Source organism: Zwartia hollandica (genome assembly GCF_019923725.1).
Classification (GTDB): domain Bacteria; phylum Pseudomonadota; class Gammaproteobacteria; order Burkholderiales; family Burkholderiaceae_B; genus Zwartia; species Zwartia hollandica.
The window spans coordinates 103,916-120,530 of sequence record NZ_JAHXRI010000025.1; the positions used below are offsets into that span (position 1 = coordinate 103,916).

Below are 16,615 nucleotides of genomic sequence, written 5' to 3' on the forward strand. Positions count from 1 at the left end.
GCGACACTAGTTCCTGAGTCTTCGTGCTGGTTGCGCGCGGCGTCTATCTTGAGATTCATTGACATACGGTGTAGCGTTCTAGTATGAATGAATATCTCATCCCGATACACATACTACTGGCTACCGCTTCGATGGCCATGATCTTCGTGTTGGTAGTGTCGACCTCACCGAACGATCGAAACGCGTCTTATTCTATTTTTGTAACCCTTTTGGTTCTAACCTTTCTTGCTTATGCAGGGAGAGGCGGGTTGTTCGCTTTTGACATTGTTGAGATTAACGAGGCTATCGATCGCACACAAGTCGGTGGCACTCCAGCGTTTGTTTTCGTCAGCACCATCATTGGTATCTCTATCTACTTAAGGGTCGTATTAATCAGAAACCTCATCGACAAGAGCATTGTATGGGGGCGCGATCTGCTTATGCTTCTAGTCATTATTTTTCTGTCCATTGCACCTATCCATTTTTTTGCTACGAGCATCGACAGCCTTGTCCGTTTATCTACCGCTACAATTTTTTATTTGCTTTGTGCAGCCATCATTTTTTTTATTCTTCATGGCGTACGACAACGGTCTGGAATGTTGTTGGGGCACTTGATATATCTGCTTTCCATAGCTCTGATCATTATTAATGTTGTGGCCTTGATCGTCCTTGCGTATATGCTTCCCGGGATCGATGCTGCGGGTACTAAATTTATAAATGTTGCGGATTTATGGTTACGTGGCATTAGGATTTCACTCCTTTTTTGTATCGATATCGCACTTTTATATTATTGGTTACAGAACTGTTCCACCGCTGCCTTGCGTGCCGCCGCCGATAGGATTCGTCTTGAATCTTTGCTTGAGGAGAAAGAGATACTTGTACGTAACCTCCTGGATGCGGATGCTCTAACGCACACAGGCGCCTTGGCGGGTGGACTATCGCACGAACTCAATCAGTTTTTGGCTCGAATCCAACTCGACGCTGAGTCTGCAAAGTCATACGTGCTGGCAAACCAGAGTCCCGATAGAATTGTTTCAATACTCGACCGGCTAACGCAAGCAAATCAAGAGGCTGCCAAATTGATCGGGAGCCTGAAGAAGTTGTTTGTCAAGCGTGCCGAGGAGCGCACGCTCTGCGAGCTAGATACGCTGGTCGAGACCGTCGTGTCGCTCTACGCGAGCCGCATTAAACAATCCGGGATCGATTTTGAGTGTCACGCACAAACTGGCGCTAAAGCCATGTTGGACGATGGTTTGATCCGGCGCGTGATATCTAACCTGTTGGCAAATGCGATGGACGCTTGCAATGCCACGGGTCGCAAGGATTTAAAGGTACGCGTCATCAGTCAGATTGAAAGAGGTTCTTGGGTATTCACTGTTTCTGACAATGCCATGGGCGTACATCCAAGCGTCATCCGCAAGGTGTTTAGTTTGTTTGCTACTACAAAATCTGAGGGCACTGGCGTTGGTTTATGGTTGAGTCAGCATATCGTTGAAATCCATGCTGGTTCAATCCGCTTTGAAAATCTTGACGCAGGTGGCGTCAAGTTTTCTTTCCGGATCCCCGTGGCTTAGCCCTTACCGCTTCAACTTCGCAAACGCCGCAGCCATCGCACCCTGGCCCAGCGGCTCTGGTGCAGCGCCTTTGTTTTGCTTGCTAGCAGATTGCCCGCCGCTAGAACGATTGCTAGAAGCAGGCGCACCACCTGCGCTGCGTGCGGGTGGTGTCTCATCATTCAAACGCATCGTTAGTGCAATACGCTTGCGCGGAATATCGACTTCCTGCACGCGAACTTTCACGGTCTGGCCAACACGCACCACATCGCGCGGATCAGAGACGAACTTTTCTGCAAGGGCCGAGATGTGCACTAGGCCATCTTGATGCACGCCGATATCCACAAAGGCGCCGAAGTTTGCGACGTTGGTGACAACGCCCTCAAGCAGCATACCGGGTAATAAGTCGTTGAGTGTTTCGACGCCTTCTTTGAAAGTCGCGGTTGTGAACTCTGGTCGTGGGTCGCGGCCAGGTTTTTCGAGCTCAAGTAAGATGTCGCGCACGGTGGGCACACCGAAGCGTTCATCGGTGAACTCCGAGGGCGATAAGCCTTTGAGCTTGTCGCGATTGCCAATCACTTCTTTCATGTCGGCCGCAATTTTCTTCAAAATCCGTTCGACAACTGGATACGCTTCGGGGTGCACAGAGGAGGCGTCTAGCGGATTGTCACCATTTGGAATTCTCAGAAAACCTGCTGCTTGTTCAAAGGCTTTTTCACCGAAGCGTGGGACTTCTTTTAGTGCGCTACGATTTGGAAACACACCTTTAGCATCGCGATACGAGACGATGTTTTTGGCTAATGTGCTGTTAAGCCCTGATACGCGCGTCAAGAGCGCTGCAGAAGCGGTGTTTACATCGACGCCGACAGCATTCACGCAATCTTCGACAACCGCATCGAGTGAACGTGCTAACTCGCGCTGATTAAGGTCGTGTTGATACTGACCGACTCCAATCGCTTTCGGCTCGATCTTTACGAGTTCTGCGAGGGGATCTTGCAGGCGCCGCGCAATCGAGGCGGCACCCCGCAAGCTCACATCCAGATCGGGGAATTCAAGTGCAGCCAACTCAGATGCTGAATAGACCGAGGCGCCAGCTTCTGAGACCACGACACGTGTCAGCTTTAAATCGGGTTGCGCAGCCATGAGGTCTGCAACGAGCTTTTCCGTTTCGCGTGAGGCGGTACCGTTGCCGATCGCGACCAGTTCAATCTTGTGACGACGCGCGATTGTGGCAAGCGTCGTTAGCGAACCCACGCGATCACGACGCGGTTCAAAGGGATAGATGGTGGCCGTTTCAACGACCTTGCCAGTGTGGTCGATCGCGGCAATTTTGACGCCTGTGCGAATACCTGGATCCAAGCCAAGCACAGCTTTAGGGCCCGCCGGTGCGGCAAGCAGCAAATCCTTCAGGTTGGCTGCAAACACGCGAATGGCTTCAGCTTCAGCCGTTTCGCGTAAGCGCGTCAACATTTCTGTTTCGAACATCGTGAGTAGTTTCACGCGCCACGTCCAGCGCGCAATATCTGCGAGCCACTTCGCGCGTGGTGTTGGGGCAGCATCAAACAAGCCTTTACCAAGCTCTAAGAACCGTGCTACCCGTTCTACACAAGGGTGCGGTACCAGTATGTCTTGCGACGCTTCTATTCCAATACGCAGCTCAAGCGCACCTTGTTGACGTCCGCGTAACATGGCAAGAATACGATGCGAGGGGAGGGTGCGAAGCGGTTCATTAAAGTCAAACCAGTCACGAAAGTTTGCGCCTTCGGCTTCCTTGCCATCAGCGACTTTTGAATACAGATAACCTTGTGTCCAGAGATGATTGCGCATGTCCGCCAAGAGATCGGCGTTTTCTGCATAACGCTCGGCCAGAATATCGCGGGCACCATCGAGCGCAGCTTTAGGCTCCGTGATGCCAGCCTCTGCATTCAAATATTGTGCAGCAAGCGTCAGCGGATCGCATTGCAAGTCGGCCAGAATGCCGTCTGCCAGAGGCTCTAGGCCCGCTTCTCGGGCGATTTGTGCGCGAGTGCGACGCTTGACCTTAAATGGTGCATAGAGATCTTCTAGGCGCTGTTTGGTGTCGGCTTGCTTGATGGCCAGTTCGAGTTCTGGTGTCAGTTTATTTTGTTCGGTGATTGAGCTCAAAATTGCAGCGCGGCGGTCCTCGAGATCGCGCAAGTAGAGCAGACGCGTGTCCAGGTTGCGCAGCACGGTGTCGTCGAGCCCGCCAGTTGCTTCTTTGCGATAGCGCGCAATAAACGGCACGGTTGCGCCGTCTTTCAGCAACTCAATCACGGCTGCCACTTGTTGTGGACGAACACTTAACTCTTCTGCGAGCTGGGCAATGATGCGCAGTTCGGTGTCTGACGTGGTAAGACTTAAATCACTCATTTGATCAAACGCTTCTTGTAAGGCGACAAACGGACGATTTTGCCACATGTCGAGAGTGTCCTCAGTTCAGGCGGTATGATCCGGCATGCTTCGTTGGTATTTGATATGCAAGAACCCCTGATTTCTGAGATTTTTTCCCTAGATGGGCCGCTTGCGGCGATGTCGCCAGGATTTCGTGTCCGGACGACACAAATTGAGCTTGCGCAGGCCGTTGAACGCACGATTGCAGAGCGTTCTACCCTAATTGCTGAGGCAGGTACTGGCACGGGCAAGACGTGGGCCTACCTCGTTCCTGCGTTACTCGGCGGGGGTAAGGTGTTAGTGTCAACCGGCACCCGAACCTTACAAGATCAATTGTTTTCTCGAGATCTTCCCCGCGTGCGCGAAGCGCTTAGTATCCCGGCCACGATTGCTTTGCTCAAAGGGCGGGGTAATTATGTTTGTCATTACCACCTTGAGAGACTTCAGGGAGAAGACCGAGCCCTTAAATCCCGTGGCGAAGTGCATCAGTTACGTAACATCCAGACCTTTGCCCAACAAAGTGCCACGGGAGATCGAGCGGATTTGCCGACCGTTCCTGAGGATGCGGAAATCTGGCAACGTGTGACCTCGACGCGCGAGAACTGCCTGGGGCAAGATTGTCCGAATGTGCGCGATTGTTTTGTATTGAAGGCGCGTCGACAGGCGCAGGAGGCCGATGTAGTTGTGATCAACCACGCCTTATTCATGGCAGACCTCATGCTGCGCGAAGAGGGGGTTACCGATCTATTGCCTGCGGCCGACACGGTTGTGTTTGATGAAGCCCATCAGTTGCCCGATACGGCGACACGTTTCTTAGGCTCGAGCGTATCGACGCATCAATTGCTTGATTTGGGGCGCTTGATTGAGACGGCAGGCTTAGCCCATGCACGCGAGCTTACGAACTGGTCTGAGCAAGCACGGGCGCTCGAACAAGCAACACGTGAGTTGCGCCTTAGTTGTGCTGCGCTGGAGAACATGCCTTCGCGCCGTGTGACGTTCGAGGCGTTCCCTGAGCCCGCTGCGTTTGATATTGCCCGAAAGGCGTTGCAGACCTCGCTTGATGCAGTGGGGCAGTTGCTCGCAAGTGTTGAAGAGAAGCATCCCGATCTTGCGACGGCTGCGCGCACGGCACGTGAGTTGTCTGAGCGACTAGCCGAGTGGGGGCAACCCGCAAGAGGCTTGCGCTCTGATGCGCAAGATCTGCATCAAATCGTTCGCTGGGTTGAGTTGGGTCTGCATCATGTGCGGCTGCATGCAGCGCCTTTGTCTGTGGCGGAGGCCTTCTCTCGCTATCGGCAAGGGGGGCAGGCATGGATTTTTACCTCGGCGACGCTGTCGGTGCATGGTGACTTTTCTCACTTCACCGAGCGACTGGGTTTGCAGAATGCCGAGACGGTACGTATGGAGTCTCCCTTCGACTATGCCAAGCAGGCGATGCTGTTCGTGCCGCAAAGTCTGCCTGTACCACAGTCGTCAGAGTTCTTGCCTGCCTTCGTTGAGCAACTGATGCCACTGATTCAGGCGAGCCAAGGTGGTGCGTTAGTTTTATGTACGACGTTGCGAGCGGTCGAGCGCGTCGCGGCCTTGTTGGCTGACGCCTATGATCGCATGGGCTTGAGCTGGCCGATCATGCGCCAGGGTAATGGCACCCGCCGCGATTTACTAGAGAGATTTCGAACACTCGACCATGCTGTGTTGGTGGGTAGCGCAAGTTTTTGGGAAGGCATCGATGTGGCGGGTGATCGTCTGACGTTGGTTGCCATCGATAAACTGCCGTTTGCACCGCCGGATGATCCGGTGCTTGAGGCGCGCTTACGCGCATGTCGCAGTCGTGGGGGAAACCCCTTTATGGAATACCAACTACCCGAGGCGGCCATTGCGCTCAAGCAAGGTGCAGGACGTTTAATTCGTAGTGAAACGGATTGGGGGGTCTTGATGGTTGGGGACACGCGCTTAGTCGATAAACCTTATGGCAAGCAACTCTGGCGCGGGTTGCCGCCGTTTGCGCGTACCCGCGTGCTTGAAGAAGCCGTTGAGTTCTTGACCTTAAAACAGGCGTAGAGGATTCCAGATGCTGTAGCGATCGGGGAAGCCTTCGCTAATTAGTTTGGTTTTGGGAAAGTTTTGCAACAAAACACGCTCCGTGTCGTCACGCATGTCTTTCATACCCAGCTTTTCGTAAGACTTCATCATCACATAGAGCGCAACCTCGGCTGACGGTACACCTTGAAAGTCTGTGATTACTGTTTGTGCTCGGTTGATCGCAGCGACGTAAGCGTAACGTTCGTAGTAGTAACGTGCGACAGCAGCTTCGTTTTCTGCCATCGTCGCCACAAGCCACACCATACGCTTGCGTGCATCAGGTGTATAGCGGCTGTCGGGGAAGAGGGTGATGAGTTCGTTAAATGACGTATACGATTGACGCAACGCACGGGGGTCGCGTTCGCCAGGCCTCTGACCAGTAATCGATGAGAAAACGGCACTTGGAGGTGTGAAGTTGATCAGCCCCTTGAGATACAGTGCGTAGTCTGTCACTGGACTGCCAGGATATTGTTGCTGAAATCTGCCAAGGGTTGCTAGCGCAAGTTCGGGTTCTTTGTCTTTCCAGTAACAGTAAGCCAAGTTGATAAGTGACTGTTGCGCGTAAACACCAAAGGGGAAGCGGGATTCGATCGCTAAAAAGCGTTCTTTAGCGACGCGCCAGTTTGCCGCATTCATTTCAGTCTTACCGTCTTGGAATAGGCGCTCGGCATTCCAGTTGGCGGTGGGATCATATTCGGGCTGCGTCGAGCCGCAGCCTGCTAGCGCCACCACAGCAAATACCAACAACAGGCGGCTGAGTAAGGTGGTGGCTCGGGAGGTCCAGAGCAAAGAAAAAGTGGGCAGACCCATCACAAAATGATCCTTGGTGTTAGCATTCTCTGCTGATTATAAGACGAGTCCCAATGCCTGATACGCCTATTTCTGATGATGTGCTGCCCGACGATGAACCGCAGTTATTTCAAGTCACGGATAACCAAGCGCTGGAGCGGCTGGATAAGGTCTTGGCGCAGCTCGTTCCGCGCCATTCCCGTAGTCGCTTGCAAACTTGGATTGAGCGTGGCCATGTGCTGGTAAACGGTAAACCTGCCAAGATTCGCCAGACCCTGCATGAGGACGATGTGATTACCGTCTATGAGCAGGAGTCCCCTGAGGATCAAGCATTTACGCCCGAGCAGATCGATTTTGAGGTTGTGGGCGAGAGCATGGATTGGGTGGTCGTGAACAAGCCGGTCGGCCTAGTGACGCACCCTGGCGCCGGTAACTGGGGTGGGACGCTGCTAAATGGCTTGCTTTACCGGTACCCAGAGCTTGCGCATGTAGCCCGCGCGGGTATCGTGCACCGACTAGATAAAGACACCTCGGGTTTGCTCGTTGTTGCCCGCAACGAGGTGGCTCAGACGCATTTGGTTCGGCAATTACAGGCCCGCACCATGGGGCGAGAGTATCTGGCCTTGGCGCACGGCCGCATGTTGAGCGCAGGAACCGTGGATCGCCCCATCGGACGTGATCCGCGTGTGCCAGTGCGTATGTCGGTCGAGCGACCCAATGCTCCCAAAGCGGCTATTACGCACTACAGCTTGTTACGCGGTGGCCAATATATGGACTCCAATATTTCAGAGGTGAGTTGTCGCTTGGAGACAGGTCGCACGCACCAGATTCGTGTGCACTTGGCGAGCCTTGGGCATCCTTTACTTGGCGATACCCAGTATGGTGGGCGAGTGCTCGGTGACGCACAGCGGCAAATGCTGCATGCGCATCGCTTGCGTTTTGATGACCCGAGTACTGATACTGAGGTGTCGTTTGTTGCGCCGGTCCCAGAGGATATGCGTAAGGTGTTAGAGGGGATCCAGTGGAAATAAAAGTAGCGCCAGACTTGCAGCTTGTGTTGCCACATACGCCGTGGATGGGTGTGCAAATGTTTTGCACCACAAGGGCAGGCGGAGTGGGTAGTGCACCTTATGAAAACTTTAACCTAGGCTTGGGTGCAGGAGATATCCCAGAAGTTGTTCATAAAAACCGACAGATCCTGCGGGGATTGTTACCGGCGGATCCCGTCTGGCTTAATCAGGTGCATGGCATTCGGGTGATTGATGCCGATGATCCCGCGCAATGCCAGGAGCAGGGCGCAGCACCTCGTGCCGATGCGAGCGTGACCTCACAACCAGGACGCGTTCTTGCGGTGCTAACTGCGGATTGCCTATCTGTTGTGATCGCAGATGACGCAGGGAGCGTTGTGGGAGCAGCCCATGCTGGCTGGAAAGGCTTGGCGGGCGGCGTACTCGAAGCAATGTTTGGACAACTGCTGCGTAAGCGCCAGATACTGGGCCGCAGCGGCGTTTGTAACTGGCGCGCATGGATCGGTCCTGGCATCGGTGCTCGTGCGTTTCAGGTGGGCGAGGATGTGCGGCTCGCTTTTGGGCAGGATGGGGATCCTAGTACAGGCCTTTTTGTGGTTGATCCGGTCGAGCTCGGCAAATGGCGTGCCGATTTAGCGGGTTTGGCTGAGCGACGATTATTACGTCTAGGCATCCAGCAGGTCGAGAGGTCTGACTGTTGCACTGTGACAGATCAGACTCTCGATGGGGCTAAGAAATTCTTTTCTTATCGACGGGATCGCCAGACGGGACGTATGGCGACACTTGTTTGGCTTGGCTAAGCAAATAACCCCATTGACAATCATCATATTGCAGCGCACGATTCTTATTGCGCTGCAAAATGAAGTCAAAACCGTCCCATAGGATTTTGAATTGAACTTTCCTTTCCCAGAAGGTTGGCAAATCCCAACCGGGGTGCCCTCCGAGACACTCACAAAAATCCAGCAAGACTTTATGCAAGGCTGGCAACAACTCTCCCAGGATGCTGCGACCGGTCATTTGGCTCCAATTAAAGACCGACGCTTTGCTGCACCCGCTTGGGCGAGTAGTCCCGCGCATTTGATGATGGCGCATTTGTACCTTTTGTCGGCGAATGCCATGGGCAAAATGGTCGAGGCTTCTGATGTGACGCCTGACGTGAAGGACCGTTTGCAGTTTTCAGTTATGCAGTGGGTCGATGCGTTATCTCCCGCTAATTTTTTTGCCACAAATCCTGACGCGCAGGCTGCTTTAGTCGATTCGGGTGGCGAAAGCTTAGTCGCAGGCTTAAAGAATTTGTTATCAGATGTGCAGCGGGGGCGTATCACTCAGACCGATGAAACAAAGTTTCAGGTTGGTGAGAACGTCGCGACGACTCAGGGTGCCGTGGTGTTTCAGAATCGGTTCTTTCAACTGATTCAATACGCACCATCCACCGCCACTGTATTTCAGCGTCCGATCCTGTTGGTACCACCCTGCATCAACAAGTTTTACATTTTAGATCTCCAGCCCGAGAACTCGTTCGTTCGTCATGCGGTAGAGCAAGGCTTTACGGTATTTCTGGTGTCCTGGCGCAATCCCTTAGAGCAAGACAAGGATGGTATCGATCGCGCAACATGGGATGATTATTTAGAAGAGGGCGTTCTCAAAGCCATTGACGTGACGCGTGAAATCTCCGGTCAAAAGCAGATCAATGCGCTGGGCTTTTGCGTCGGGGGGACGGTATTGGCCACAGCGCTGGCAGTCGCCGCAGCGCGTGGCGAACAACCGGTCGCCGCTTTAACCATGCTGACTTCAATGGTTGATTTTAAAGACACTGGGGCACTCGGCGTCTTTGTCGATGAGCAACATGCCAAGTTGCGCGAGCAGCAAATTGGTCAAGGCGGCTTGATGTCTGCGCGTGAGCTCGGCGCAACATTCTCATTTTTACGTCCGAATGAATTGGTGTGGAACTATGTGGTTTCCAACTATTTGAAAGGTGAAACGCCTGCAGCGTTTGACCTGTTGTTCTGGAACGGCGATAGCACGAATTTGCCCGGGCCCTTCTTCACTTGGTATTTCCGTAATACCTACCTCGAAAACAAGTTGCGCTTACCAAATAAGCTGACTTGTTGTGGAGAGCGCATCGATCTACGCAAGCTGAATATGCCCACCTATATTTATGCGTCGCGGGAAGATCATATTGTTCCCTGGCGCTCGGCCTTCGCCTCGATGTCTTTGTTCTCAGGCGATAACCGTTTTGTGCTCGGTGCATCTGGCCATATCGCAGGAGTGATCAATCCGCCTGCTAAGAAAAAGCGCAATTATTGGGTCGCTAGTGATAAGGCCTCGCACACCGATCCAGCGAAGTGGGAAGCGCAGGCTGCTGAAGTACCAGGAAGTTGGTGGCCGGATTGGTACGAATGGTTGGCCGCGCATAGCGGCAAGAAGATCAAAACGGCCAAGTCCTTGGGAAATACTCAGCACAAGGTGATCGAGGCAGCGCCTGGGTCCTATGTAAAGGTTAGAGCAGTTTAGTGTGGTGCCAAGCCGATAAATTCGGCAAAGGGAGAAGACGATGAGTACAAAGATTGCTTACGTAACTGGCGGTATGGGTGGCATCGGTACCGCAATTTGTCAAAGATTGTCGAAAGAAGGAATGACTGTGATCGCTGGTTGCGGCCCTAGCCGTGATCATCAGCAGTGGATTGATGAGCAGGCAGCCTTGGGTTACACGTTTTTCGCATCGGTGGGTAACGTCTCGGATTGGGACTCCTGCTCTGCGGCCTTCAAAAAGGTGCGCGACGAGCATGGTCCGGTGGATGTCTTGGTAAACAACGCAGGTATCACGCGTGACGGTGTGTTTCGTAAAATGACGGCGGACGATTGGCGCGCCGTGATGGATACAAACTTGAATAGTTTGTTCAATGTGACGAAACAAGTCATTGATGGGATGGCTGATCGCGGTTTTGGTCGCATCGTCAATATCAGCTCTGTGAACGGGCAAAAGGGCCAGTTTGGTCAGTGTAATTACGCGACAGCAAAAGCAGGCATCCATGGTTTTACAATGTCTTTGGCCCTTGAGGTTGCCAGCAAGGGCGTGACGGTGAATACCGTATCGCCTGGCTATATCGGGACCGATATGGTTCGTGCGATTCGGCCGGATGTGCTTGAAAAAATCGTGTCGACCATCCCGGTCAAGCGTTTGGGACGTCCTGAAGAAATCGCATCGATTGTGGCGTGGATCGCCTCGGAAGAATCGGGCTTTTCCACCGGTGCAGACTTCTCGTTAAATGGTGGTTTGCATATGGGCTAAGCCCACTGTAGTTAAAATTAAAACAAGTATTGGGGAATGTAATGACTGAAGCAGCAGATGCAACCGTGCGGTTGATTAAGAAGTATCCCAACCGTCGGTTGTACGATACACAAACGAGCACCTACATTACCTTGGCTGATGTCAAGCAATTGGTACTCGAGAACGAATCATTCAAAGTAGTCGATGCGAAGTCTGCTGAAGACCTCACACGCAGCATTTTGTTGCAGATTATTCTGGAAGAAGAAAGCGGTGGCGTACCAATGTTTTCTTCAACGATGCTTGCCCAAGTGATTCGCTTTTATGGCCACGCCATGCAAGGGATGATGGGCTCGTATCTCGAGAAAAACATCCAAGTCTTTATGGAGGTGCAAGACCGAATGAGTGAGCAGTCAAAAGGTCTTTATGGTGGCGCGAATCAATTCTCGCCCGAGGCTTGGACGCAATTAATGACTGCTCAAACGCCTGCCTTGCAAAACATGATGAATAGTTATGTGGAGCAAAGTAAAAATTTATTTTCCGCTTTCCCGTTTGCACCAACTGGCGCAAACGAGAAAAGTAAGAGCTAGGCTTCAGCGATACGTTTGGCTAGGTGATCAAGTGCTTCTTGCACTTGGTCCACTAGTATCAAACAGAGGTGCCCTGGCTGCATTTTTGCTAGCGCCGTATCAATGGCAATAAACTCGCCACGGATCTCTATGATTTCCTTTGTGCGCGTCGCGTTTTTCAGGCCCAACTGCAGCAGCGCCAATACCTCACCGTCTTCGCGTCCGCGCTGGCACTGGTCTTGATAAAGAATCGCTTGATCGAAGGCTTGTCCTAGGATTTCCGTTTGCTGGATGATGTCTTCATCGCGACGATCTCCTGCGCCGCTAATGACAACCATACGTTTGTTTGCGGGGATGGTTTCGATCGCTTGGATAAGTGCCAGAATCGCATCGGGGTTATGGCCATAGTCGGCGATGACCGTTGCACCACGGTAGTCAAAGACATTGAAGCGTCCGGGGGCGGTTTGGGCGTCATTCACAAAAGTGGCTAAGCCCATTTCAATGATGCTCCAGTCCAGCCCGAGTGCCCAAGCTGCAGCGATAGACGCCATCGCATTTTCTGTTTGAAACGTGATCGTACCGTTTCGTGTTAGTGGGATGGCTTTCAGAGGAATTCGGTGCTCTTTGCCGGCCTCGCTGCAGACGATGTGCTCTCCATCAACAAACACGACACGCTTACCTTGGGCGCGATGCGTGTTCAAAGCAGGTAATAGCTTGTCGTGTGAGAAGAAGGTGACCGAGCCCGGGCACGCGTCCGTCATCCCCACAACCATTGGGTCTGCAGCATTGAGCACGGCACTGCCATGCGGTGCAACGTTCTGAACGATGACGCGCTTCACGAGAGCAATCCCGTCTGTGGTGTTGATGAAGTTCATCCCGAGGTGATCGCCGATGCCAATGTTCGTGACGATCGCGACATCGCATTGATCAAAAGCGAGGCCTTCGCGCAAGATGCCTCCACGCGCAGTTTCCAATACTGCGGCATCGACATCTGGATGCATTAGTACGTTACGGGCACTGCGTGGCCCACTGCAATCCCCAGTGTCGATGCAGCGTTGTTCAATATAGACGCCATCAGAGTTTGTCATGCCAGTGCGTTTGCCGCTTGTTCTGAGTAAATGGGCTGTCAGCCGTACAGTGGTCGTTTTGCCATTCGTTCCTGTCACGGCTACCACTGGTATGCGTGCATTGTCGCCGTCGCTGAACATGGTTGAGACGATCGCCTCGCCCACGGGACGTGCCTTACCAAAAGAGGGGCTTAAGTGCATACGCAAGCCAGGTGCCGCATTGATCTCAACGATACCGGCGCGTTGCTCTTCCATTGGTTTAGCGACGGTTTCAGCCACCAGGTCGACTCCAGCGATGTCGAGGCCCACCATTTGCGCTGCCGTGACAATGCGTGCCGCTAATTCTGGATGTACCTCGTCGGTGACATCTGTCGCGCTTCCACCCGTACTTAGGTTTGCGTTGTTACGCAACAGAATCCGGCTACCTTTCTCAGGGACGGATTGGGAGGTCAAACCTTGGTTAGCCAGCGTCGCAATCGCGATATCGTCAAAGCGAATTTTGGTGAGCGCTGTCGCGTGACCGTCGCCGCGCAAGGGGTCCTGATTTACTTGCTCCACGAGTTGTGCAATTGTGTGTACGCCGTCACCAATGACATTTGGAGGGTCTCTACGTGCTGCAGCGATTAATTTGTTGCCAATCACGAGCATCCGGAAGTCGTGACCTGGAATGTATTGCTCCACAATTACATCGCGACTGATCTCGCTTGCCACGCCAAAGGCTTTTGCTAGCTGGTCCCTTGTCTCGATGTTGACTGCAACACCTTTGCCCTGATTGCCATCCCGCGGTTTAACTACAACGGGTAGTCCAATTCTGTTTGCGATTTCCCAAGCGCGCTCTTCGTCAGATACCACGAAGCCTGTTGGCACAGGAACGCCCGCAGCCTCAAGGAGCATCTTCGTCAGATCTTTATCTTGCGCGATCGCTTCAGCGATCGCACTGGTATTGCTTGTCTCTGCCGCTTGAATGCGTCGCTGTTTACTACCCCAACCGAACTGCACAAGACTACCTTCTGTTAGGCGGCGATAGGGCACACCACGCGCAAGCGCCGCGTCAACGATTGAGCCGGTGCTGGGCCCAAGACGCACATCCTCATCGAGTTCGCGTAGTTTGGACAAGGCGAGTTTGATGTCAAAGGGTTCGTCGCTTAGGGCGGCCAGGCAAAGAGCCTCGGCTAGATCCATCGCTAGACGGCCCACAGGTTCTTCGGTGTACTGAAACACAATTTGGTAAACACCCGGTTCAGGTGTCGCAATCGTTCGCCCGAACGCAACGGGGCAACCAGCGGCAGCTTGCAGGCCTAAGCCGACGGCTTCCAGAGCGTGTGCGACGCTGATCGGCTCTTTATGGCCAAAGGGCCGCAAGGGTTTAACGTCTGGGAAGCGTGCGCGTAGACGCGTGACAAATTCGGGGATCTGGTCGAGATCGGCTTCTGGACCGACGCAGGTAACGACCGCTTCGATCGCAGTATGTTTACTCCACAAATTAGGGCCACGCAACGCACGAATACGAGAAACTTCCATTTATTTTCCTGTGGAAAAACGATGCTCACCGCAATGGCAGAATATTAGCGCAGTGAGGGCAATTGATCATGAAGGGAGGGCTGTATTTGGATCAAAGCTCAAGAGTCCAGCTTCGATTAGTTCAAGCGAAACACCGAGTGCCCAAGCCGCCGCAGCAGCAGCCAGAACATTACAGATTTGTTGATGATTTCGAGCTTGTTCGGTACATCCGATCGCCGACACATTGCAGAGGTTATAGCGTCGAGCACCCTCGGCCATGACAAGTTGTCCGTGATCGATAAACACCCCTCTGTGACCGGCGGCAACATGTTCCACCAGGGTGGGTGTCGCCGCAGATTTGCTAAACAGTGTGACTTGTCCATCGCAGTACTGGGCTAACGCAAGCAATTTCGGATCATCGGCCAGAAGAACCGCCATGCCTGAGGGCAAGACCACATCCATCTGTGTGCGGTAGACGTCACTGCGCTCAAGAGGTGAGTGGATATTGAACTCAGATAAGTCCTGGTCCCAGTCAATATTGGTGATGATGCCGACTTCGCAACGCTCGTAGGTCAGGCCTTCGCTCAGAATTTGCTTTGCGCCGTTTTCTAGCACGACTGCTTGCACTTCACGGTTGAGTAACACACGTCTCGCGTTTTCGTGGTTGGCACTGTTGCCGGCGTGAAGCTTGCGCCGCTGCACGAACAACCCCTCTGTGGTGGACAAGCCTGTATTCCATCCATGCAGACATAAGAGGTGATAGAGAATTTTCCCCACCATGCTTTTGCCGTAGGTGCCGGTAATGCCGACCACCGGCACGCGAGCCATGTCACCAGGGGGAAAGGTATAGCCAACGATATCGCGACCGACTTGGCGTGCCTGGCCGACTGCCGGTTTTAAATGCATGAGTAAACCTGGTCCCGCATTGACCTCTACAATCGCCCCTTGCTGTTCGATAAGTGGCTTGGAAATGTCTTGGACGACGAGATCAATGCCGGCGATGTCTAAACCAACAATACGGGCAGCAGTACAAGCGGTTGACGCGATATCTGGATGCACTTCCTCTGTGCAGTCAATGGCAACATTACCGTTACGCTGAATGACGACCGTCTGCCCTAGCGCAGGAATAGATTCCCAAGACAGTCCTTGCCGTGCGATTTCCAGCTCTACAACAGAGTCGAGCTTGATGTAATTGAGCGGAAGGTCTTCTTCGCGTCCGCGTAAGGGGTCTGCATTGAGTTGTGATTCAATTAAGGTGCGGATGCCGCTTTTGCCATCGCCGGTGACACAGGCATATTGCCCGCGTGCAGCCGCAATGAGTTTCCCCCCCACGATGAGCAGGCGATGTTCAAAGCCCGCAATGAAGCGCTCAACAAGCACACCGGAGCCCTCTTGCTCGGCCAAGGGGTAGGCGGCAAGAATTTCTGCTTGGGTCGACAAGTTGGTGAAAACGCCTCGGCCATGATTGCCATCACTCGGTTTGACGACAACGGGTAAGCCTAGCTCTTGAGCGACTTCCCAAGCTTGGGCGGCGCTGTCGACCGCTTGACCGACTGGTACAGGTACGCCACAAGATTGCAAAAGCGATTTCGTCAAATCCTTATCGCGTGAGATGGTCTCAGCAATCGCACCGGTATTGTCGGTTTCTGCGGTCCAGATACGGCGCTGGTTGATGCCATACCCTAATTGCAGCAGATTGCCGGCACTGAGCCTGATGGCTGGGATGTCACGGTCATCTGCGGCGTCGACAATACAGGCCGTGCTCGGCCCCAAGCAATGCTTGATTCTAAGCGTGTGTAATGTATCCACGAAGGGCCCAACCGGAGGGACGGACCCATCGACTGCACCGCAAATTAGCGCGATAGATGACTCAAGCGCTTTGTGCGTGACGATCTCATGCCAGGCGCGCACAACGACCTTAAACAAACCAGGCGTGTCGGTCGCTCGAGTCTCACCGAAGCCGCCCGGGAGGCCTGCGAGCTGTTGTAAGGCAAGCGTAACGTGTTCAACCGTCGCAGGGGTCCACTGACCATTTTCAAACAGCTTGGCAAAGCCTTTCGACGCTTCGATGCCTGCACCTGGGCTTAGCAAGGTCGGTAGTGCCTCTCTTAGACGCGCATAGGTCTCGTCGAGGCGTTGTGGTGATAGCTTGATTAGTTCGCCGAAATCGATCCATGCCTCGAGAACGGGCCGATAGGTCCAGATGTTTGGCCCTTTTAGGTTAACCAGACGCTGGATCGTAATGTGGCGTTGACTCATGGTGAAATAATAAGCGATGCTGCGCCGCAGCAATTGCGGCTTTGTCTCATTATCGCAGTAAAAACATGGCTTGGTGCAATTAGCTAGGCTCGGTCAGTCTCTAGGTTGC

General features: G+C 53.2%; 11 protein-coding genes. 7 read left to right on the forward strand and 4 right to left on the reverse strand.

The window, feature by feature from the left end; all coding sequences use genetic code 11:
• Positions 1-83 precede the first annotated feature (83 nt).
• Positions 84-1,553 (forward strand): sensor histidine kinase, encoded by a 1,470-nt coding sequence (locus KZZ10_RS14930; RefSeq protein ID WP_259662338.1) that lies wholly within the window; start codon positions 84-86, stop codon positions 1,551-1,553.
• Between the two features lie 3 nt (positions 1,554-1,556).
• On the opposite strand, the gene KZZ10_RS14935 is transcribed toward KZZ10_RS14930, so the two are convergent.
• Complete coding sequence (locus tag KZZ10_RS14935; RefSeq protein ID WP_259662434.1) at positions 1,557-3,923, reverse strand: Tex family protein; 2,367 nt, start codon at positions 3,921-3,923, stop codon at positions 1,557-1,559.
• Positions 3,924-4,028: 105 nt separating this feature from the next.
• Here KZZ10_RS14935 and yoaA point away from each other — a divergent pair, with 105 nt between their 5' ends.
• On the forward strand, positions 4,029-6,005 hold the full coding sequence (yoaA, locus tag KZZ10_RS14940; protein ID WP_259662339.1) for a DNA repair helicase YoaA: 1,977 nt from the start codon (positions 4,029-4,031) through the stop codon (positions 6,003-6,005).
• On the opposite strand, the gene KZZ10_RS14945 is transcribed toward yoaA, so the two are convergent.
• A complete protein-coding gene (locus tag KZZ10_RS14945; protein ID WP_259662340.1) occupies positions 5,991-6,836 on the reverse strand; it encodes an outer membrane protein assembly factor BamD in 846 nt (281 codons plus the stop codon). The two genes, yoaA and KZZ10_RS14945, sit on opposite strands and share 15 nt — an antisense overlap.
• Before the next feature lie 53 nt (positions 6,837-6,889).
• Between KZZ10_RS14945 and KZZ10_RS14950 the strand changes: the two genes are divergently transcribed.
• From KZZ10_RS14950 to phaR, 5 genes are all read left to right on the forward strand, one after another.
• Positions 6,890-7,846 (forward strand): RluA family pseudouridine synthase, encoded by a 957-nt coding sequence (locus KZZ10_RS14950; protein ID WP_259662341.1) that lies wholly within the window; start codon positions 6,890-6,892, stop codon positions 7,844-7,846.
• A 44-nt stretch (positions 7,847-7,890) separates the two neighbouring features.
• A complete protein-coding gene (gene pgeF, locus KZZ10_RS14955; RefSeq protein ID WP_259662435.1) occupies positions 7,891-8,643 on the forward strand; it encodes a peptidoglycan editing factor PgeF in 753 nt (250 codons plus the stop codon).
• A 91-nt stretch (positions 8,644-8,734) separates the two neighbouring features.
• The gene (locus KZZ10_RS14960) at positions 8,735-10,357 is read left to right on the forward strand and encodes a PHA/PHB synthase family protein (protein ID WP_375372582.1); all 1,623 of its coding nucleotides are present in this window, start codon (positions 8,735-8,737) and stop codon (positions 10,355-10,357) included.
• Positions 10,358-10,397: 40 nt separating this feature from the next.
• Positions 10,398-11,135 carry an acetoacetyl-CoA reductase gene (gene phbB, locus KZZ10_RS14965; RefSeq protein ID WP_259662342.1) on the forward strand — a complete coding sequence of 246 codons (738 nt, stop codon included), beginning with the start codon at positions 10,398-10,400 and terminating at the stop codon, positions 11,133-11,135.
• Positions 11,136-11,176: 41 nt separating this feature from the next.
• Positions 11,177-11,701 (forward strand): polyhydroxyalkanoate synthesis repressor PhaR, encoded by a 525-nt coding sequence (gene phaR, locus KZZ10_RS14970; protein ID WP_259662343.1) that lies wholly within the window; start codon positions 11,177-11,179, stop codon positions 11,699-11,701.
• On the opposite strand, the gene cphA is transcribed toward phaR, so the two are convergent.
• Positions 11,698-14,268 carry a cyanophycin synthetase gene (gene cphA, locus KZZ10_RS14975; protein ID WP_259662344.1) on the reverse strand — a complete coding sequence of 857 codons (2,571 nt, stop codon included), beginning with the start codon at positions 14,266-14,268 and terminating at the stop codon, positions 11,698-11,700. The two genes, phaR and cphA, sit on opposite strands and share 4 nt — an antisense overlap.
• A 66-nt stretch (positions 14,269-14,334) precedes the next feature.
• Positions 14,335-16,506, reverse strand: a complete 2,172-nt coding sequence (locus KZZ10_RS14980) for a cyanophycin synthetase (RefSeq protein ID WP_259662345.1) — start codon at positions 16,504-16,506, stop codon at positions 14,335-14,337.
• Positions 16,507-16,615 lie beyond the last annotated feature (109 nt).